The following is a 19,921-nucleotide window of genomic DNA, read 5'->3' on the forward strand; positions in this document are numbered from 1 at the left end:
TTTTTATATCATATAATGTTTGTTAGAAAAGCTTTTTATTCCCTTTACAATTACGATAAATATTATCTATAAAGAAAGGGGCGCTTATGAATATCAATCAGTTGGAAACACTGCTGACTATTTCCAAAACGATGAGCTTCCGCAAAGCAGGAGAAATTCTTAATCTGACTCAGCCCGCTGTTTCTGCGCAAATCAAAAGTCTAGAAGAAGAGTTTGGCAGTATTCTTATCGATCGCAATCAGCCTGTCACGCTTACGGACAGCGGCCGCATTTTTCTGGAGCATGCCGAGAAGATTTTAAGAACGGTAAATGATCTGAAGCAGCGGCTCGACGATTTGAACCATACGCCACAAGGTCACATTCATATCGGCACCACTACCTCTATCGCTATGCAAATATTGCCCAGGGTCCTCTCCTATTTCCAGGACCAGTTCCCCCTGATCAAAACAACCATTCATTCCATGACCTCATCCCAAATTATGCATAGTGTTGAGAATGGCCAAGTGGATATCGGGATCGCTTATTTATTCGAGAAAAACCCTGCACTCGAAACGTCTGTGCTTTATTACGATACGTTCGAGCTTATTGTGTCCTCACAGCATCCTCTCAGCCGCTTCTCGCACCTGTCAATGGAGAAGCTGCGCAACATCCCTTTCATTATGCTATCTCCGGAAACGGCTGGCAGACGCTTTGTTGACCAGGTGTTCAAAACCCTGAATATTATGCCGAACATTATTATGGAGCTTTCCAGCAGCGAAGAGGTTAAACGTATGGTGGAGCTCAATCTCGGCGTAGCTGTCATCTCCAAGCTTTCGGTGCTCAGTGAGCTCCGTCATGGATCGCTCAAGATGCTGAAGGTAAATGAACTGGATATTACTCACCCGGTAGGTGTAGTATATAAATCCGGGCGTTATTTAAATTCAGCGATGCAGCAATTTTTAAGCGACTTAAAAGGGATGCCGGAAACCCAGTTCCTGGGTTCGGAATAACTTGGAATAATCAAACGTGTAAGGAGAAAACCAATGAAATTTGATTTGCATACGCATCATGACCGCTGCGGTCATGCCAAAGGTAAAATAAGAGACTACATTGAAGCGGCTGTTGCTGCAGATTTTTCCGTGATCGGGATTTCCGATCATTCGCCTTTTTTTGGAAGTGTGGAGGACCAACCCATGCCTGGTATTGCTATGGCAAGAAGTGAATTTCCTAATTATATAGCTGAGGTGCTTCAGCTCAAGGCAGAGTTTGCCGGTAAAATTGATGTGCTGCTTGGCGTGGAATCCGATTATTTCCCTGAGTTTGCCGACATTTACCGTAAGCAATACAGCTTTTACGATTTTGATTATATTATCGGCTCTGTACATATCACAGGCGGAGTCAGCATCTTTAACCGCACCCGCTGGAAGGGGCTCAGCGATCAGCAGCAAATCGAGCATAAAGAGGAATATTACCGGCTGATTCAGGAATCGGCAAAATCGGGAATGTTTCAGATTCTCGGCCATATTGATGCGATGAAGGGCTTTTACCCTGCTTTCACACATATTCCCACACCTAAGGTGGATGAAACACTGAAAGTAATCGGCGAAGAAGGCGTTGCTATCGAAATTAATACTTCAGGCAAGACTAAAGACGTTGGCGGCTGGTATCCTTCCGATGATATCCTGGAAAGAGCTTTACACTACGGCGTTGAGGTAACCTTCGGGTCAGATTCACACATTCCTGAGCGGATTGGCGACGATTGGGACCTTGTCAGCAATCGGCTGAAGGAAATTGGTTTTACGCAATGGGTTTATTACAAAAACAAGCAGAGACAAGTTGTAGCGTTGTAATTATTCGGTAGTTACGTGTTCTGCTTGCTCCTACTACAATTTATGAGCGTGGCTTTTCCGATAGTTATGGAAAGCACGCTCTTGTTTATTTTAGCCAACGGGAGCCTCGTTTATATTCAGTTTACAAACATCCTTTATAGTTTCCATAGGACAAATAAGAAAGTAATAAAGAGAAAGGGGAGATCGCTAAGTATGATTAAGCTGTTCCGGTATTTAAAGCCCTACCGTGTTTCTGTGGCTTTTGTTCTGGTTTTGGTGTTTTTACAGTCTCTTTCAGAGCTCTATCTCCCAACCTTGATGGCGGATATTGTGGATTTCGGCATCATCAAAGGAGATACGCCCTTCATTTGGAAGATCGGCGGCTTTATGCTGCTTGTTACAGCCGGAGGCACCATTGTATCCATTATCGCCAGCTACCTGTCCTCCAGGGTATCCACTGGCTTTGGCAAGCTTGTGCGCAGCAAAATTTTTTCCCATGTGGAAAATTTCTCACTGCAAGAATTCGATAAAGTGGGTACAGCTTCACTTATTACCCGGACAACCAATGATGTCACCCAGGTTCAACAAGTATTGATCATGATCATGCGTATGATGATTATGGCGCCGATGCTTTGCATTGGCGGTATCATCATGGCCGTATCAAAGGACGCCAAGCTGTCACTCGTTATTGTAGCCGTCATTCCGATCCTCGCCGGGACGATTTTTGCCATTGCCCGGAAGGGAATTCCGCTCTTTAAAGTGATGCAGAGCAAAATTGACAAATTAAATCTGGTGCTGCGCGAAGGTCTGATTGGTATTCGGGTCATTCGCTCCTTTAATCGGATCAGTCATGAGAAGCAGCGTTTTAATGAAGCTAATCTGGATGTAACGAACACGGCCATCAAGGTTAATCAAATTATGGCTGCCTTAATGCCGGTAATGATGCTGATTCTAAATCTGTCTACTATTGCCATCATCTGGTTTGGAGGCATTCGGATCAGTGAGGGTAATATGCAGGTGGGCGATTTAATGGCGTTTATCCAGTACGCGATGCAAATTATGTTCTCTCTCATTATGGTTTCCATGATGTTCGTGATGATTCCCCGCGCTTCGGCATCAGCGGTCCGGATCAACGAAGTTCTGAATATGGCACCTGAAATCAAGGATCCAGCAAGAGCCAAGCTCGCTGGCACTAAGAAAGGCCTGGTTGAGTTTGATCAAGTCACATTTAGTTATCCAGGCGCTGAGAAGCCCGCACTCTCCAATATCTCCTTCCAAGCCAGACCAGGAGAGATTACAGCTATTATTGGAGGTACTGGATCAGGTAAATCTACACTAATCAGTCTGATTCCCCGCTTCTATGACGTGGACAGCGGCAGCATTCGGATTGATGACATTGATGTACGTGAGATGTCCCAGCAAAGCCTTAGGGCTTCCATGGGGTTTGTACCTCAGAAGGCCGTCCTCTTTACGGGCACCATAACGGATAATATCCGCTATGGGAAGGAAGATGCCACCGACGAAGAGGTGAAGCACGCCGCGGCAGTCGCTCAGGCAGGTGAATTCATCTCCAGCATGAAGGATGGTTACGATTCCCTCATTTCCCAGGGAGGCTCGAACGTTTCAGGCGGCCAGAAGCAGCGACTATCCATCGCTCGTGCGTTGGTCAGAAGACCTGAAATTTATATTTTTGACGACAGCTTCTCGGCTCTCGATTTCAAAACAGATGCCAAGCTGCGCGCCGCGCTTAAGCAGGAAACTACCTCCTCCACTGTACTTATTGTGGCGCAGAGAGTTAGTACGGTTATCGATGCAGACCAGATTATCGTACTTGACGAAGGTCAAATTGCCGGAATTGGCAATCACCGCGAGCTTATGGATACCTGTATGGTATACAGGGAAATTGTATCCTCACAGCTTTCAGAGGAGGAAATCGCATGAGTGAAGAGCACAAAGCTCCGCAAACAGGGGCAGATACCCCAAGACCTGGAGGTGGACCGGGGGGTGGACCAGGACCCGGATTCGGCGGAATGGGTAAAGGGCCAGGGCCGGGCATGATGGGCATGCCTGTGCAGAAGGCCAAAAACTTCAAAGGCTCCTTCAGGAGGCTTATCGGTTATTTGTATCCTCATCGCGTAAAGCTGCTCGCCGTGCTGTTAACGGCTATCCTTAGTACAGTTTTCAGCATCGTCAGCCCCAAGCTGATGGGTAATGCGACCACCAAGATTTTTGAAGGTGTTATGCAGAAAATGAATGGTGTCACAGATGCTTTCGACTTCTCATATATCATCCAGCTTATTCTGATTCTGATTGGCCTTTATGTGATAAGCGCCGTATTCGGCTACATTCAGCAGTATATTATGGCTGGAGTCGCCCAGAAAACGGTATACGATCTCCGCAAAGCAGTGGAAGATAAGCTTTCGCGTCTACCGCTTACCTTCTTTGATAAGCGTACACATGGCGAAATCCTTAGCCGGGCCGTAAATGACGTTGATAATATCAGCAACACCCTGCAGCAGAGTCTCACACAGCTGATTACTTCCATAGTTACTATCCTTGGGGTTATTGTCATGATGCTGACAATCAGCCCGCTTATGACAGTGATTCTCCTTTTAACGCTGCCTCTAAGCTTTCTTGTCATTAAGGCGATTGCTTCCCGTTCGCAGAAATATTTTATAGGACAGCAAAAGGAGCTAGGAGAGCTTAACGGTCATGTGGAGCAAATGTATACAGGCCATAAGATCGTCAAAGCTTTTGGACATGAGGACAAGTCGATTGCGGAATTTGATCAAATTAACGAAAAGCTGTATCACTCGGGCTGGAAAGCCCAGTTTATTTCCGGTATCATGATGCCTCTGATGACTTTTATTAATAACATCGGCTATGTGCTGATCTGCGTAGTTGGCGGCATATTGGTCACTAGAAATGCGATCCAAATCGGAGATATTCAAGCTTTCATTCAATATGCGCGGCAGTTTTCCATGCCGATCGCCCAAACAGCCAATATTGCCAATATTATTCAGTCAACCATAGCCTCAGCCGAAAGAATCTTCGAGCTCCTTGATGAGGAGGAAGAAGTTCCGGAAGCTGTTCATGAGAAGGTTATTCCTGCTCCCAAAGGCAATGTTCGGTTCCAGAATGTGAAGTTCGGTTATAAAAAAGATGCCCCATTAATCGAAAATATGAATATTGATGTCAAACAAGGCCAGACGATCGCGATTGTTGGACCGACCGGAGCCGGCAAAACGACACTCATCAACCTGCTGATGCGATTCTACGAAATCGATGAGGGGACAATAACGATAGACGGCATTGATATAACAGACATGAAGCGCGGCAAGCTGCGCAGCATGTTCGGCATGGTACTTCAGGATACCTGGTTATTCAATGGAACGATCCGGGATAATATCGCTTACGGACGCGAAGGTGCTACGGAGGAAGAAATCGTTCAGGCCGCCCAAGCTGCTCATGCTGATCACTTTATCAGAACGCTCCCTGATGGCTATGATACGATCCTCAATGAGGAAGCTTCCAACATCTCGCAAGGTCAGAAGCAGCTCTTGACGATTGCCCGTGCACTGTTGGCCGATCCTGCCATTATGATACTGGATGAAGCGACAAGCAGTGTGGACACCAGAACCGAAGTGTATATCCAAAAAGCCATGCATCATTTAATGCAAGGACGAACCAGCTTCGTAATTGCCCACCGGCTTTCCACGATCCGCGACGCAGACCTGATTCTCGTTATGAATAAAGGCAGCGTGATCGAAAAAGGCAGCCATGAGGAGCTGCTAGCCAATGAGGGCTTCTACGCAGATCTCTATAACAGCCAGTTTACTGGAGGAGGAACCGTTCCTCTAACGACTGCTTATACAACTTAATTGAGAAAAATGCCTTGTTGCTTCCTTTGAGGTGCATGTTAGTGACTGGGGTGCATTGCAGAGGGAAGGGCTGTGGGTTCCAACCGCTGTTAAAGATTTGTTCCTCTGATTAGAATGGATGTGAGGGTTGGAACAAATCTTTAAAGGCGGACGCTATCGCTTTTCCACCCACAGCCCTTCCCTCTCTCAGCTACAAAGTGCCGAACAGCCTCGCTCAAACGGACAGCCAACAAGGCACGCTCTTCTTGATGGGAAATATTTTTATCCTGCAATGGTGCATGCTTTGGGAGGACGCTAGTGCTGGCGCAGAGGATGAGCTGCGGATGGAACACGGATTGGCTCTAGGATGAAGCAGTGCTTTTTAGCGATGTTTTTCATCGCTAAAAGCACTGTGTCATCTCCACAACCTTACTTTAACGATGAAAAACATCGTTAAAATCCTTTTTTTCCACCCAGAGCGGCCATTTGTTCTCTTTTAGCGATGAAAAACATCATTAAAGTGGGTGTGGACCTGGAAACTCTTACTTTAACGATCAAAAACATCGTTAAGTCACACGGGGGACGGGCGATGGGCGATGGGTTGGGTTGGATTGGGATGGGAAGCAATGCAAACCACTTTCATCTGCATCAGGCGACACAATCCAATTATCCACAGGCGATAAGCAACAACTTATTTGAACAGAGCCATCTGATTAGTTTAAAAACCAGGCGACGAAAGCTGTTAAAAGCTTCCGTCGCCTCGTTTTTTTGATGAAGTTACTGGAAAGTATACGTTTTAGAAGGAACCTGTAGTGGTAGAGTGAATATGTGTAATGGATACAGTTAGATTATGCAGCGGTAAAGCAATAATGTATAATGTGTTCTTGTTTTAACAGCGTTTGGAACTCACAGCCCAACCTTCAGCCCCAATGTTGTCAGGATAACGAGGGCAGCGGACGCGAATGGGAAGCCAGTGACTGTAACGGACACCAGCGCTCCTTAGCGCCCCCCAAAAGCCCAGCTGGAATTCTAACGGACATTAGCGCCTCTTACAGCCCTAACGGAGCGTATTTTCCCCTTGTTGAGCGGGCTAAGAGTCGCTCATGTCCGTTAGATGGACGACGGATGAAAAAAACGCGTCTAAGGTGCAAAATTGTCCGTTAGAAATCCGTCCGCTCTCCGCGTGCCGTTGCTCGGGTTGCTCGGCGTATCGCCTGAGAAGTTGCTTAACCTGACAACAATAACCTTCAGCCCTTCCCTCTGCAATGCGCCCCAGTCACCCACATGCACCTCATAGGACGCCACAATTGCTTTTTATAACAGCCTATCATTTCAAACCGCCTAGCATTCTATTCATCTCTCCCCCAGAATAATATAACTTGTACGAGTCTCATCTGGAGGTGGCTGATTGTGAATGTTTTTATTACCTATATGATTCTGGGATTATCGTTATCCGCACCTATCGGACCTGTGAATGCTGCACAATTGGACAAGGGGGTTAAGCTCGGATTTCTCCATGCTTGGCTTGTAGGATTAGGGGCAATGGTTGCGGATGCCATATATATGCTGCTTATTTATTTTGGGCTCGCCCACTTTCTGGATACTCCATTTTTGAAAACATTTCTGTGGTTATTCGGCTGCTTCGTTCTTCTGTATACAGGCATTGAAAGCTTGCTGAATATCAGAAGCAGTTATGCCTCGAAGGCATCTTCGGACGGATCTGCTTCTAAATCATTTATGTCAGGCTTTTTGCTGGCGTTGACGAATCCGCTTAATATTTTATTTTGGCTAGGCATCTATGGGTCCGTTCTAGCTAAAACAGTGGAATCTCACGGCATGCAGCAAGTATTTATTTACAGCTTGGGCATTTTTATCGGCATCTTGCTGTGGGATCTCATTATGGCCGCTATTGCGAGTACGTTATTTAAGTTTGGCAGTAAGCGGATTATCCAGTCCATCTCCGGGCTTGCCAGCCTATCTCTGATCGGTTTTGGACTTTATTTTGGCTATCAGGCTTTTAAAGCGGTTTTTGGTTAAAAAAGCAGGACATTCACCTAGTGCCCCTCCCCATCATACACATACATGATGAAAGGGGTTATTACAATGTCCGAACTGTATGCCAAAAGCTGGCTGGATCAGCACGAAGCGGAATTATCCGCTTGGCAGATGGAGGCTTTCAAGGATTTCAAGGCGATGATTAACGATGAGGGCAATATGTACCCATGCATTCCTGGAAGACACGGTTTTCTATCCGACAACCTGCGATTCGGTTTTGTAGGTGACCCTGAAGCACTGACAACTCCGTTAGAGCTCGCAGCATTGTTGAAACAATATGGACAGTGCTCCAGAGAAACAGGCAAGTATGCTTCCCTGGTTGTGTTTTCACAAGCACCTCCTGCTCTAGCGGGTCCATACACTGTTCAGGACTATGAGCAAATATTCTGGACTTTGTTAAACCGGATTAGTCAGCATGACGAGAAAGAATGGCCACAGCATATTTCAACTGATCCTGCTCATGCTTCCTGGGAGTTTTGCTTCGATGGGCATCCGTATTTCACTTTTTGTGCAACCCCTGCCCATACAGCACGCAAAAGCAGACACTTCTCTACCTTTCTGTTAGCCTTTCAGCCGCGCTGGGTGTTTGAGGAGATTAATGATTCTACGGTTTTTGGCCGAAAAATGAAGCAGGCGATCCGCAGCCGGTTAGTGGAGTATGATGGAATCCCTGCTCACCCTTCCTTAAACTGGTACGGTCAGAAAGATAACTTAGAGTGGAAGCAGTATTTTTTGCGCGATGATCAGGAGGCTCCATCCAGGTGCCCTTTTTCGAGGATTCACTCACTGAAATAAATTCACTTCTACTGAATCTCTTGCTTTTTCCATTTCAGGCTCATAAAGAAAGTCACAACAGCAACCATAACTACCAAAAGCAAGCTAACCCAGAATCCGGGTCTGCTCGCCGCTTCCATCCATGTCCCCGATACGGCTGCAGCCATTAAGGCCAAAGCAGCTGCTCCTTTGATCCACCCCCAAATAGACAGCTTGATGACCCTGTGGACAGAAATTAAAATAAAGGACCAGGTATAGAGAAGCACGAGTCCTGCAGCTGTGGCAATATGCTCAAATATATGCTCGGGTACCCATAAAGCCAGCATAATCGAAGCTATTAAACCCAAGACGGTTAATCCCAAAACAGGATACGGCAGCTTTCGCTGTCCTTTCTTGGCGGCAAAGCTTGGTGGGGCGTCCCCATCCTCTGCGAGAGCAGTTAACATCACCGTGACTCCATACAGGGAAGCAACTAATGTAGAAAATCCCGCAAGAATGAGTACACCGTTAAATATATGAACGAGTACATGCAAGCCCAGACTTGTTAAGCCTAATATAAACGGACTTCCTTCCTGCTGCAGCCGCTCAAGAGGTACCAGAACAAGCAGCAGCCCAATCGATGCCACATAGAGGCAAGCTACAGATATGATCATCACCCTGCCAGACTTTTTAACATTCTTGGGCTCACGCAATCCAGCGGCCATTAAGCCCATGACTTCAATACCTGCAAACGCATAAAAAGCATAAATAAATCCCATCCACATCCCTTTAAAATCCGGTGAAAAAAAAGTAAACAACTTTATGGAAGGCCCTGTTATGGCCGCATGCAGGTCAATCCAGCCAAGCCATATCGATAGGGCCAGGAAAATAAATAATACAATAGCAGATACTTTCATTACAGCAAGGAAGTTTTCCGTTTGTTCCAAACCTTTTGCTCCCAAAATTAAGACGATTAGTCCAAGACCGGCATAGATGGCGGTTAAAATCCAAAGGGCAACTTGCGGAAACCAAAATTGTGTAAAAATGGAGAGCGCCATTAAGGAGCTTCCGGAAATCAGCATCTCTGAGGACCAGTAGATCCAGCCGCTGCTAAAGCCTGCCCATCGGCCATAAGCTTGCTTGGCATAGGTTCGAAACGAGCCCTTTTCTGGCTGTTCTGCGGTCATTCTGGCTAAAGCATCGAAAACAACGTATGTAGCCAAGGCAGCAAGGACTAGGAGAACAAGCACACTATAGGCACTTTTTTGTATAGCAATATTGGTTCCTAGAAAAAAGCCGTTGCCGATTGTGCATCCCATTCCGAGTAACGATAAATGCCACCATTGTAAATGTCCTCGCCGTTTTGGCATAAGTCACCCCTTGGTATTTCCTTAAAGGAAAACTAATTTTGCGAGCCTCTAATGGGCTGATTTCTTGAGCATAAAGCCAAAAAAACCTTCCAAATTTAATTTGAAAGGTTCTTTGGCTGGAGTCAGAGCCTATTCATTATACGAGGTAATTAGAAGGCGCATAGCTATTAAGCATCTGTACCATATCCTGCTGAGCAAGCTGAGGTACCTGGTAGTAATGTCTTTTATTTTGATAAAGGAAAAGCTCATAGCCCATTTCAATAAAGTTAGGCACACTATCTGCCATCATACGGCGCAGCACAGGGTTAGTAATTTCTAAAGAAGTCATTGCAAGCAGCGATCCAGTAGATTTAACTAGACCTAGCATATAAGCGGAAATGCCTGCGTCCTTAACTTCGTTTATCGAAGTCATTGGTTTCTTCGGAGACATCTTCTGCAAGCCATAGACCACTTGGTTATTTTGATCCATTTTATAAGTTTGAGTAGGATGCGAAGGATCCATTCCGGTTGAGAAAGCTTCAACTGAAATGTTATACAGGTCCGTTATAAAATGATGCTGCGTATGCAGAATACGCTTCAGCTCCTGGTCCTGAATCAAAGGTTCAAACAGTACATATTGATCCAACAAGCTAATAAAGCCAGCCAAAATCTCATGGGCATCAAACATTTCATGTCCACCATGATTCATGTTCTGCTGATTCATACCTGAATTCATGTTAGCATTCATTCCTTGATTCATGCCTGTTTGGATTGGACGCATCGCCTGATTCATGTTTGAATTCATGCTTGAATTCATGTTCGGATTCATGTTTGAATTCGGCGCCGAAGCTGGTTGAAAATATGAGTTATGCATACGTTCTAAATACCTCCCAAAAGTTTTACTTCCCATATATCATTGGTAATATCCACTGAAGTTATTCATGATTTACCCAAGTCTGGAATAAGTCCTTGCTGTGAAAGCCAAACTGTTTAGGAAAGCGAAAGCGGAAAGCTTAATGAGGAGTGAGTCAATGAAACATCAGCTAACGCATCAGACCTTGCTGGTTCCAGCAAAAGAAGGCCGCGGCTTTTTGCTTGAAAAGGGGCAATTGATAAAAGTGATAGATGAGGAGGGTCAGCAGGTAGTTGACTTCGTTGCCTATCGGACAAGCAACCTGAAAGAGCGGCTGGATCCAAGTGTTACTATGGATGCCCTGCGGTCCATGAACCTTAAGCCCAGTGATATTCTGTACTCCAACATGTATACTCCCCTGCTCACTATCCTGGAGGATACTGTCGGCAAGCATGATCTCATCAATTCAGCCTGCCGTCCTGAAATGTATACATTTTTATATGATAAAACGAATCATGCTAGCTGCTATCACAATTTAAATGCCGCGCTTGCCCCGTTCGGAATTCCGCAGCCTGATCAGCACTACACGTTTAATATTTTTATGAACACAATCGTCGATGAGCAAGGAAATATTGAGGTAAAAGCTCCTTTATCCAAGGCAGGCGATTATATCCTGATGAGGGCAGAGCTGGATCTCATAGTCGCTGTATCCGCATGTCCCTGTGAGGAAAGTGATTGTAACGGTTACCACTGCTCACCTATTCGTGTCGAGATTCTCCCTAACTAGCTTATATGTAATCAATTAAATAACAATATTATCGCTAATAATGCATCAAAACCGCCCAAAATCATCATCGGACGGTTTTTTTCTGCAAAAACAATTAAATAATACACTATATACACTATGCATCCCTTTAATTATTGTGTATTATATATTTATATAGCATATCTTTTATAGGAGGGTTTGTTTTCATGAAAATAGGAATCAACGGAACCGGAAGAATCGGCAGATTATTGCTAAGAAGAGCATTCGATAACATTCACGGCCTGGATATTGCCGTCATTAATACAGTTAGTCCGGTGGAAACGTTGGTCCACTTGCTTCAATACGATACCGTTCATGGCAAATGGAATGCTGTAATTGAAATCGAACAGGATCATATAATCATTAATGGTAAAAGAATTCGCATTACTTCCTCCCGCAATCCTGAACTCATTGGCTGGGATAAGTATGGCGTAGATATTGTAGTTGATGCTACAGGCAAGTTCAATGATCGTGTTGGCGCGAGCCGTCACCTGGAGTCAGGAGCTTCACGTGTCATCATTACGGCACCAGGCAAGGAAATGGACCTCACGGTTGTCATGGGCGTAAATGAATCTGACTATGATCCCGAGAAACATTTTCTGCTTTCCACAGCCTCCTGCACAACGAATTGTCTTGCTCCTGTCCTGCAAGTACTTGATCAAGCCTTTCAGGTGCAAAGCGGCTGGATGACTACGATCCATTCTTATACAAATGACCAGCATCACCTGGATAATTCACATCCCGATTTACGGAGGGCCAGAGCTTGCACCCAATCCATAATTCCAACCTCCACAGGTGTACAAAAAGCGCTTAAAGACGTACTTCCACATCTGGCTCCAAAAATGCGCGGAACTTCACTCAGGGTTCCAACGCAGGACGTTTCCATCATCGATTTAACTGTACAGCTGGGACGCTCCGTCACTGTTGAAGAAGTGAAGGAAGCCTTTCTTCAGGCGATTGACGGATCTGATTCAATAGGCCGTTTTATCGATTGGAGCGACCAGCCACTCGTTTCCACCGATTACGTAGGCAACGATAAATCAGCGATTGTTGATGCTTTGTCCACGATTGTTATGGGCAATGAGCTAAAGCTCCTGGCTTGGTATGACAATGAGTGGGGCTATGCCTGCCGCGTTATTGATTTTGTCAATTATTTAAAAAGCTGCGAGCTGTTAGCAATCCCAGACAGCAGAAGGCTCATTTTGGATGAAATGTACACAGCGTCTAAAACCATGGAGGTGTAAATCAAAATGGAATTGAAAAATGAAAGCACTGTAGAAAGCACTGTAATACCCGTCCAGCAGCAAGTAGAATTAGGCACGATCTTATGCCGGCACTGCAACGAAATCATCGGAACCCTGCCAACCCGCGGCGTCAAAAAAATGTACAGTGAGTGCAAAGATGGTGCTTGCTTGCTAACACCTAAGAATTGATGAATGAATGAATTGATAACATTATACAAATAACAGCTAAATGTGAGTCTGCCGAGGTGGCAGGTTCACATTTTTTTGTTTGGGACGACTTTTGGGGGTCCATTGCAAAAAAAAGGAACCCGGCCATTGGCCAGGTTCAAAGGTGTTTATATTAAAAGGGGGTTATGACAGTATATTACCCACCTATTGTTAAGGTTCTTTAACAGAAATATTTCATTTGTGTTACAAAATGTTAATCCCAAAAAGTTAAGCTATCCTACAGCAGTCCAAACTGTTTACCCGCAAGCTCCAGCCGATCCAGTGCGAAATCGAGGTCCTCGATCGTATGATTCGCCGTAATAATCAGCCTTACCCGGCCTTTATCCAGAGCAACCGTCGGATACACGATGCCTTGGGCAAAGATCCCTTCCTGCAAAAGGCGATCAGAAAATTGCATGGTCTTCTCAGGCGTTCCGACAATAATGGGAATAATCGGCGTTTCACTTTGTCCTGTATCGAAGCCAAGTGAACGCACTTTACCGCGGAAATATTCTGTATTGCTCCACAGACGCTCCATGCGATCTGAACTGCTTTGCAGCACCCGAATCGCTGCGAGACATGTCGCGGCAACAGCCGGAGGCTGGGAAGTGCTGAACAGAAACGGCCGTGCTTTATGGATCAGGAAATCCTTCAACAGCTGCGAACCAGCCATGTAGCCACCCACAGCCCCAATTGCTTTAGATAGTGTCCCGACTTGAATATGAACACGGCCGTGCAGGTTGAAGTGATCAGCAGATCCTTTACCATTGCGGCCAAGGACGCCGCTTGCATGCGCATCGTCAACATACACAATGGCATCGTAACGCTCCGCAAGCTCAACAATTTCAGGCAGAGGCGCGATATCACCATCCATGCTGAATACGCCATCGGTGACAACAACTCTGGAACGGTAAGAGCCGCTTGCTTTGAGATGCTCTTCTAACTGGTCGAGATTTTTGTGAGCGAAGATCGCTCTGTTTGCCTTAGTCAGTCTAATCCCGTCAATGATGCTGGCATGATTTAATTCATCGCTGATGACAATATCCTCTTGTCCCAGCATTGAACCTAGAATTCCTTGGTTTGTTGTAAAGCCTGACTGGAAAACAAGTGCCGCCTCCGTACCTTTAAACGCCGCCAGCTCCTGCTCAAGTACTTCATGAATGCGCAGAGTTCCCGTTATCGTACGAACCGACCCGCTGCCCACTCCGTATTCTTCGATCGCTTCAATTGCTGCTTTTTTCATATCGGGATGATTCGTTAAACCCAAATAATTGTTGGAGGACAGCTGCAATATCCTTCTGCAACCGAGCTCCATCCACGTATCTGCCGCACTGTCCCAAACAGTTAGCGGACGATAGCGGCCTTCTTTTTTCAAAAGCTCCAGTTCGGTAAGAAGATGGTTAAGCTTATTCATCACATACATCCCTTTCTACATTCGCCTCTTTGACTCCTATGTGAAACCTATCATACACTATAATGATTTCTATTCATGGTTGAAAACTATTTTGCCACATTGCCCCGTTTTCATTAGCTCAAACGCTTCTTCATAGCGGTCCAAAGTGAAGCGGTGCGTAACCAGACCATTTAAATTCAGCCGGCCAGTATCGAGGAGCCCTTTCATTTGATACCAAGTCTGATACATCCTCCTGCCTGTAATTCCTTCAATACGAATGCCTTTAAAAATAATCTGCTTAGCCAAATCAAGCGGAACATCTCCGTTAGGAATACCTAATAACGAAACCCGCGCCGCCTGGGCCGCCGCGTCAAAGCCATCCCGAATCGCGGCTGCATGCCCGGACATTTCGAGCACTACCTCCGCCCCTTCCCCATGCGTGTATGCTCTGATCGCTTCTACCATTGGGGTCTCCTTGCTATTAATCGTACAATCCGCCCCCATGTCGCGGGCCATTTGCAAACGGAAAGGATTAATGTCAACAGCCATAATAGGACCCGCTCCGCATGCCTTGGCTACTGCTATAGCCATCAGTCCGATCGCGCCTGTGCCTATGACTGCAACGGATTTGCCAACTATGTCGCCTGAGAGAACAGTTTGTACGGCATTCCCCAGCGGATCCTGCAGACATGCAAGCTCGAATGACATGGCCGGATCATTGTGGATCACATTAGCAGCTTGAACGACTGCGAACTCGGCAAAGCAACCTGGTGCTGAAATGCCAAAGCTGCGCGTATTCGGGCATACATGAGCTTGCCCTGTCCGGCATGATTTGCACATACCGCATACCATATGCCCCTCAGCCGATACGTGATCACCTACTATGACATTCGTAACCCGTTCTCCCACCGCTTCAACGATTCCCGAAAATTCATGGCCAAACACATTTGGTGTGACCACCGCACTTTCCGCCCAGGCATCCCAGTTATAAATGTGCAAATCAGTGCCACAAATAGATGTATTCTTGATTCGCACCAATATTTCGTCAGGACCATAGGCCGGAACCGCTACATGCTTCAGCACCGCTCCACTCGCCCGATTTTCCTTAACAAGGCCGATCATTGTCTGTTCCATATTAGCACCTGCTCGCTTCTTTTCGTTTTATTATATTATACATACGTATCATATAACGCACAATACCTTATTGAGCTTTCTTTTAAAAATATTTGTGTGTGAGCGGGTTAGACAAGTTTGGGTCTGGCATTTGTCTGCGCATACCCTTCATCGTATAATAGAATATAAAATCGAAATTAAGAACCAATCGGAGGGCAACAATGCCAACAATGGAGTCAGAAGAACCGATTCACAAAAAAATAGGAAAAAATCTGCTTGCCATCCGCAAAACCAGAGGCCTTTCCCTGGATCAGACTGCGGAACTGACTGGCGTCAGTAAAGCTATGATCGGCCAAATCGAGCGGGGAGATTCCAATCCAACCATCTCTATTCTTTGGAAAATCGTCAATGGATTAAGGATCTCATTTACATCTCTTATTGAAACGGATACCGCCAAGGTCCAAATCGTTAAGCTTGAAGATCTTACAGCCCTGCACGAAGCGGATGGTGCCTACCGTTCCTTTCCTTTTTTCCCTTATAATCAACAGAAGCATTTTGAAATATACCTGGTAGAAATGGATGCCGGCTGCATTCACAGCTCTGAGGCTCATAACGAAGGAGTTGAGGAGTACATATTTGTGATTGAGGGGGAGCTGACGGTTCAGCTGGAGCAGGACTCTTACTCGGTCAAAGCAGGCAACGGGATCCACTTTACCGCGGATGAGCCGCATACATATTGCAACAGAACCGATGTCTGTACGAAGTACTATGCATTAATTTACTACTTGGAGCAGGGATAGTTAAGAAAAACGCCCTGCTTGGGCGTCCTTTGATGAGCGTGTTCATGGCGTTTGTGCATTACGGAGGGAATGGCTGTGGGCTCCAGCCGCTGTTAAAGATTTGTTCCTTGATTGTGATGGATGAGGAGGTGGGAACAAATCTTTAAAGGCGGACGCTACCACTCTTCCACCCACAGCCATTCCCTCTTTAGCTACAATCGCACGAATCACACGAACACCAAGCTCAAACGGACTGCCAGCAAGGTTTTTTTCTCTTGGTTATAAGAGACTTCCTAGCGGGTGCAGGCGCTGGGGAGGAAAAGGGAGCGCAGCTGAGAAGGACCTGATGCTTTAACGATGAAAAACATCGTTAAAGCAAGTCTGGAGATGTCTTCGATGTGGAACCTCGAGCGAAAAGTTACAATTCAGAAGTATTTGTTTCATTTCTGATAAAGAAAAGACCCAGGTCTCCTGACCAAGGTCTTTTTCTCAGTAATATCGATATGCAGATAACAATGTTGCATAATTGTTTGCTTTTTGTTGTTTGCTTTTTGTTGTTTGCTCTTTGTTGTTTGCTTTTTGTTGTGTGCTCTTTGATCTTTGCTCTTTGTTCCTTAGCCCTATTTATTTAAGCGTCGATACGCAAAGCTAGCGCTGCCCACAAGTCCTGCATCATCCGAGAGCTCGCTCAGCCGAATTTGCAACCTTTCCCAATAGGGTGCTATTAATCCAGCCTGCAGCTCCTCACGCATCGGCTTCAGCAGCCGCTCTCCAGCATGTGCCGCGCCTCCACCGATGACGATGACATCCGGGCTGATCAAGTGGATCGCACTGATAAGACCTCTGCCAAGCATTCGTCCCACGTAATTCATGACCTCGACAGCAACAGAATCTCCCCGATCATAGGCCTCGGAAACAAGTGCAGAAGTAATGCCTTCCACACTTGGTGCAAGCTCCGAAAGTACGCTGGATGCCCCCTGCTGAATACGCTCCTTAGCTAAGCGGGCAATACCTGTTGCCGATGCCACGGTTTCCAAGCAGCCCTTCAGTCCACAGCCACAAGGGAACGATTCACCGTCTACACGCAAGTGGCCGATTTCCCCAGCCATATATCCTCCGCCGTAAAATAATTGGCCGTCCTGTACGATGCTCCCTGCCATTCCCGTACCGAGCGTAATACCCAGAACATGGCGAAATCCCCGCCCTGCTCCTTTCAGCGCTTCTCCTAATGTAATCATTCGCACGTCATTGTCAATAAATACAGGAAGATGAATTAAATCGCTTAGATCTTGAGCAACTGGCATATTGCGCCAATTCATATTGCCAGCAAAAATCGAAATGCCTTCATCGGGGTTAATCAAGCCCGGAATACCTGCACCTACAGCTGCAACATCCTCGGTTTTAATGCCTTCACCAACCAGCAAATCTTTTATCATTTCTGCAATACGATGAAGTACATTCTGATAGCCAAGATGCCGCTCTGTTGGAATCTTCACCTGCTTCAATACCCCCAGATCGGTATTCAGCAAGCCGCAAACCACATTTGTTCCACCCAAATCTATGCCAATCAAATATTTCATGCTATCACCTCACCCGGGTCGACTCCCTACATAGCCACATACTATCATCTTCACTACATAGTCGTTTTTTTGCTACATACTAGCCTTTTCACTACATAGTCGTTTTTTGCTACATACTTGCTTTTTCACTACATAGCCGTTTATTGCTGCATACTTACTTTTTCACTACGCAGTCGTTTATTGCTACATACTTGCCTTTTCACTACATAGTCGTTTTGCTACATACTCATCTTCACGACGTAGTCGTGCTCGCTAAATAGACTTGGATCTGATGCTCCTCCAGGCTGGCTGCAAGCATTTTGTCAGAAATCTCATTGGTGACACAAGCATACAGTGCAGATAAGGGGGCAATGGAAAACAAGGAGCTGCGCCCTACCTTCGTGGCATCAAAAACAGCATATGTGTGCGCAGATCGGCTCATAAGCGTCTTGGCGATTTGGGCTTCAAGCTCCGAGTAGGTGCTGATGCCGTGTGCAGCGCTCAATCCGTCGATGCCGAGAAACATTTTGTTGATATGGAGCGCTTCTACCATTTGGACGGCCAAAGGTCCGCACAGCTCGAAGCTTTTTTTGCGCATAATACCGCCGGTCAGTACGACCTGAATATCCTCAGCATCAGATAGTTCCATCGCGATATTCACAGCATTGGTGACCACTGTGATGCCCTGCATATGCTTCAGCCCTTTGGCTATTAAATATGTGGTAGTTCCTCCGCTTAAGCCGACAATGTCGCCTTCTTCGATCAAGGTCACTGCCTTGGCTGCAATCGCTTCCTTCTCCAGCCAGGAAATGTCCGTTTTTTCCGCAAAGGAAACCTCCCGAACCGAGGACAAGCCGTCATAGACGGCTCCTCCAATCGTACGGATCACACTTGCCTGCTCAGCCAAAACATCCAGATCTCTACGAGCCGTAGCTTCCGAGCACTGAAATTGCTGAAGAATATCTTGCAGCGCTATTCGGCCATTCTGTTTAAGAATCTGCATGATCGTATTCCGCCGAAGCTGGCCTTTGGATATCGGTTTGTCACTCATTTACTTGCCTCACTCCATATAGACCGGTCGCTTAAATAATCACAACCTGCGTCAAGTTACGTGGATTATCCGGATTCACATTTTTCTTAATAGCGCAATAATAACCCAAGAACTGCAAAGCTGGCAAGTAAAGCACGCTTCTTGCTTCATCGCTTAACTGCTTGCCGCCAATTTCAAATACAGCATCAGCAAAATCCATTTCAGCTGTACGCTCTGCAGTAATCAACAGAACAGAAGCACCATATGCTTTCATTTCTGCAGCTACCTTGATTTCATAGTCCTTCGCTTGCTCAGAAAGCAGAACGCATATAAATGTACCTTCGTCGACTACAGATTTAGGACCATGACGGAATTCCAGCGTACCGTAGCTCTCTGTCCAGACATAGGACATTTCCTTGATTTTCAAGCAAGCTTCTTGGGCCAAACCAAAGTAAGCTCCCATGCCAAGGTAGATATATTTATTAAAATCATTAGTATCAATTATGTTTTTTACAAAGCCATCTGCACTTTTCACTACCGCGGCGCTCAGCTGTGGAACTGATTTCAGATCTTCAACCGCCTTGTCATGCTTGGCAGCAATAGCAGTAGCAACCTGCATCATGTAAGTCATGCTGCTGAATGATTTGGTCATAACCGTGCTTTCTTCTTTACCTTTAGGAGAAACCAGACATGGGCATAGCTGAGCCATTGTACTGTTCTCATAGCAGGTGATGCCGCATAGTGTCCAGTTGGGCAGATCACTTACGGATTTCAGGGCTAAAATCACTTCAGAAGATTCGCCTGAGCGGGATACGCCAATGAGCAAATAGTTTCTTTTGGTCGCCAGCGCCTGATCACGGAACAAGAAAACTTCAGAAGATGGCCATGCTGATGCCGTTCTTCCCGTCCATACCCGGTAGGTGGAAGCCATAGTTTGCGCCTGATAAAAGGAAGAGCCTGAGCCGATGAATACAACTTCATCAAAAGCATCATTACAAAGATATTTCGTAATCCATTCCTGGCTGGATTCTGCTGCAGCTAAAGCTGCCTCTAATGCTTCTGTTTGTGACGATATTTCAGGATAAGTTTTTGCGCCGAATTGTTCCATATTGA

18 protein-coding genes are annotated in these 19,921 nt (G+C 45.9%); 10 read left to right on the forward strand and 8 right to left on the reverse strand.

Going from position 1 to position 19,921, the window contains the following annotated elements:
• Window positions 1–86 precede the first annotated feature (86 nt).
• From J2Z66_RS24025 to J2Z66_RS24040, 4 genes are all read left to right on the forward strand, one after another.
• Window positions 87–989, forward strand: coding sequence for a LysR family transcriptional regulator (locus tag J2Z66_RS24025; protein ID WP_209975159.1), 903 nt, complete (start codon window positions 87–89; stop codon window positions 987–989).
• 33 nt (window positions 990–1,022) lie between these two features.
• On the forward strand, window positions 1,023–1,829 hold the full coding sequence (locus J2Z66_RS24030) for a histidinol-phosphatase (protein WP_209975161.1): 807 nt from the start codon (window positions 1,023–1,025) through the stop codon (window positions 1,827–1,829).
• Between the two features lie 192 nt (window positions 1,830–2,021).
• Window positions 2,022–3,749, forward strand: a complete 1,728-nt coding sequence (locus J2Z66_RS24035; protein WP_209975163.1) for an ABC transporter ATP-binding protein — start codon at window positions 2,022–2,024, stop codon at window positions 3,747–3,749.
• Window positions 3,746–5,689 (forward strand): ABC transporter ATP-binding protein, encoded by a 1,944-nt coding sequence (locus tag J2Z66_RS24040; RefSeq protein ID WP_209975165.1) that lies wholly within the window; start codon window positions 3,746–3,748, stop codon window positions 5,687–5,689. The genes J2Z66_RS24035 and J2Z66_RS24040 overlap by 4 nt, the downstream gene beginning before the upstream one ends.
• A 1,119-nt stretch (window positions 5,690–6,808) precedes the next feature.
• On the opposite strand, the gene J2Z66_RS24045 is transcribed toward J2Z66_RS24040, so the two are convergent.
• Complete coding sequence (locus J2Z66_RS24045) at window positions 6,809–6,952, reverse strand: hypothetical protein (RefSeq protein WP_209975166.1); 144 nt, start codon at window positions 6,950–6,952, stop codon at window positions 6,809–6,811.
• A 126-nt stretch (window positions 6,953–7,078) separates the two neighbouring features.
• Here J2Z66_RS24045 and J2Z66_RS24050 point away from each other — a divergent pair, with 126 nt between their 5' ends.
• A complete protein-coding gene (locus J2Z66_RS24050; RefSeq protein ID WP_209975168.1) occupies window positions 7,079–7,705 on the forward strand; it encodes a LysE family translocator in 627 nt (208 codons plus the stop codon).
• A 66-nt stretch (window positions 7,706–7,771) separates the two neighbouring features.
• A complete protein-coding gene (locus tag J2Z66_RS24055; RefSeq protein WP_209975170.1) occupies window positions 7,772–8,518 on the forward strand; it encodes a YqcI/YcgG family protein in 747 nt (248 codons plus the stop codon).
• Between the two features lie 8 nt (window positions 8,519–8,526).
• Here the strand turns inward: J2Z66_RS24055 and J2Z66_RS24060 are convergent, their stop codons facing one another.
• Both J2Z66_RS24060 and J2Z66_RS24065 read right to left on the reverse strand, forming a co-directional pair.
• Window positions 8,527–9,846: an amino acid permease gene (locus tag J2Z66_RS24060; protein ID WP_209975171.1), complete on the reverse strand. Its 1,320-nt coding sequence runs from the start codon at window positions 9,844–9,846 to the stop codon at window positions 8,527–8,529.
• A 136-nt stretch (window positions 9,847–9,982) separates the two neighbouring features.
• A complete protein-coding gene (locus J2Z66_RS24065; protein WP_209975265.1) occupies window positions 9,983–10,585 on the reverse strand; it encodes a spore coat protein in 603 nt (200 codons plus the stop codon).
• Window positions 10,586–10,856: 271 nt separating this feature from the next.
• Between J2Z66_RS24065 and J2Z66_RS24070 the strand changes: the two genes are divergently transcribed.
• From J2Z66_RS24070 to J2Z66_RS24080, 3 genes are all read left to right on the forward strand, one after another.
• Window positions 10,857–11,465 carry a DUF1989 domain-containing protein gene (locus J2Z66_RS24070; RefSeq protein ID WP_209975173.1) on the forward strand — a complete coding sequence of 203 codons (609 nt, stop codon included), beginning with the start codon at window positions 10,857–10,859 and terminating at the stop codon, window positions 11,463–11,465.
• A 185-nt stretch (window positions 11,466–11,650) separates the two neighbouring features.
• A complete protein-coding gene (gene gap / locus J2Z66_RS24075) occupies window positions 11,651–12,727 on the forward strand; it encodes a type I glyceraldehyde-3-phosphate dehydrogenase (RefSeq protein WP_209975175.1) in 1,077 nt (358 codons plus the stop codon).
• Between the two features lie 6 nt (window positions 12,728–12,733).
• A complete protein-coding gene (locus tag J2Z66_RS24080; RefSeq protein ID WP_209975177.1) occupies window positions 12,734–12,916 on the forward strand; it encodes a GapA-binding peptide SR1P in 183 nt (60 codons plus the stop codon).
• Between the two features lie 256 nt (window positions 12,917–13,172).
• On the opposite strand, the gene J2Z66_RS24085 is transcribed toward J2Z66_RS24080, so the two are convergent.
• Together J2Z66_RS24085 and tdh are read right to left on the reverse strand one after the other, a co-directional pair.
• Complete coding sequence (locus J2Z66_RS24085; protein WP_209975180.1) at window positions 13,173–14,348, reverse strand: glycine C-acetyltransferase; 1,176 nt, start codon at window positions 14,346–14,348, stop codon at window positions 13,173–13,175.
• Window positions 14,349–14,417: 69 nt separating this feature from the next.
• On the reverse strand, window positions 14,418–15,461 hold the full coding sequence (tdh, locus tag J2Z66_RS24090) for an L-threonine 3-dehydrogenase (RefSeq protein ID WP_209975182.1): 1,044 nt from the start codon (window positions 15,459–15,461) through the stop codon (window positions 14,418–14,420).
• Window positions 15,462–15,661: 200 nt separating this feature from the next.
• On the opposite strand from tdh, the gene J2Z66_RS24095 reads away from it, so the two are divergent.
• The gene (locus J2Z66_RS24095) at window positions 15,662–16,240 is read left to right on the forward strand and encodes a helix-turn-helix domain-containing protein (RefSeq protein WP_376774464.1); all 579 of its coding nucleotides are present in this window, start codon (window positions 15,662–15,664) and stop codon (window positions 16,238–16,240) included.
• A gap of 599 nt (window positions 16,241–16,839) precedes the next feature.
• Here the strand turns inward: J2Z66_RS24095 and J2Z66_RS24100 are convergent.
• The 3 genes from J2Z66_RS24100 to J2Z66_RS24110 form a co-directional block, all read right to left on the reverse strand.
• Window positions 16,840–17,799 (reverse strand): ROK family protein, encoded by a 960-nt coding sequence (locus tag J2Z66_RS24100; protein ID WP_209975183.1) that lies wholly within the window; start codon window positions 17,797–17,799, stop codon window positions 16,840–16,842.
• A gap of 232 nt (window positions 17,800–18,031) precedes the next feature.
• On the reverse strand, window positions 18,032–18,829 hold the full coding sequence (locus J2Z66_RS24105; protein ID WP_209975185.1) for a DeoR/GlpR family DNA-binding transcription regulator: 798 nt from the start codon (window positions 18,827–18,829) through the stop codon (window positions 18,032–18,034).
• 31 nt (window positions 18,830–18,860) lie between these two features.
• A complete protein-coding gene (locus J2Z66_RS24110; RefSeq protein ID WP_209975187.1) occupies window positions 18,861–19,916 on the reverse strand; it encodes an SIS domain-containing protein in 1,056 nt (351 codons plus the stop codon).
• Window positions 19,917–19,921 lie beyond the last annotated feature (5 nt).

Source organism: Paenibacillus eucommiae, from assembly GCF_017874215.1.
Taxonomy (GTDB): domain Bacteria; phylum Bacillota; class Bacilli; order Paenibacillales; family NBRC-103111; genus Paenibacillus_AI; species Paenibacillus_AI eucommiae.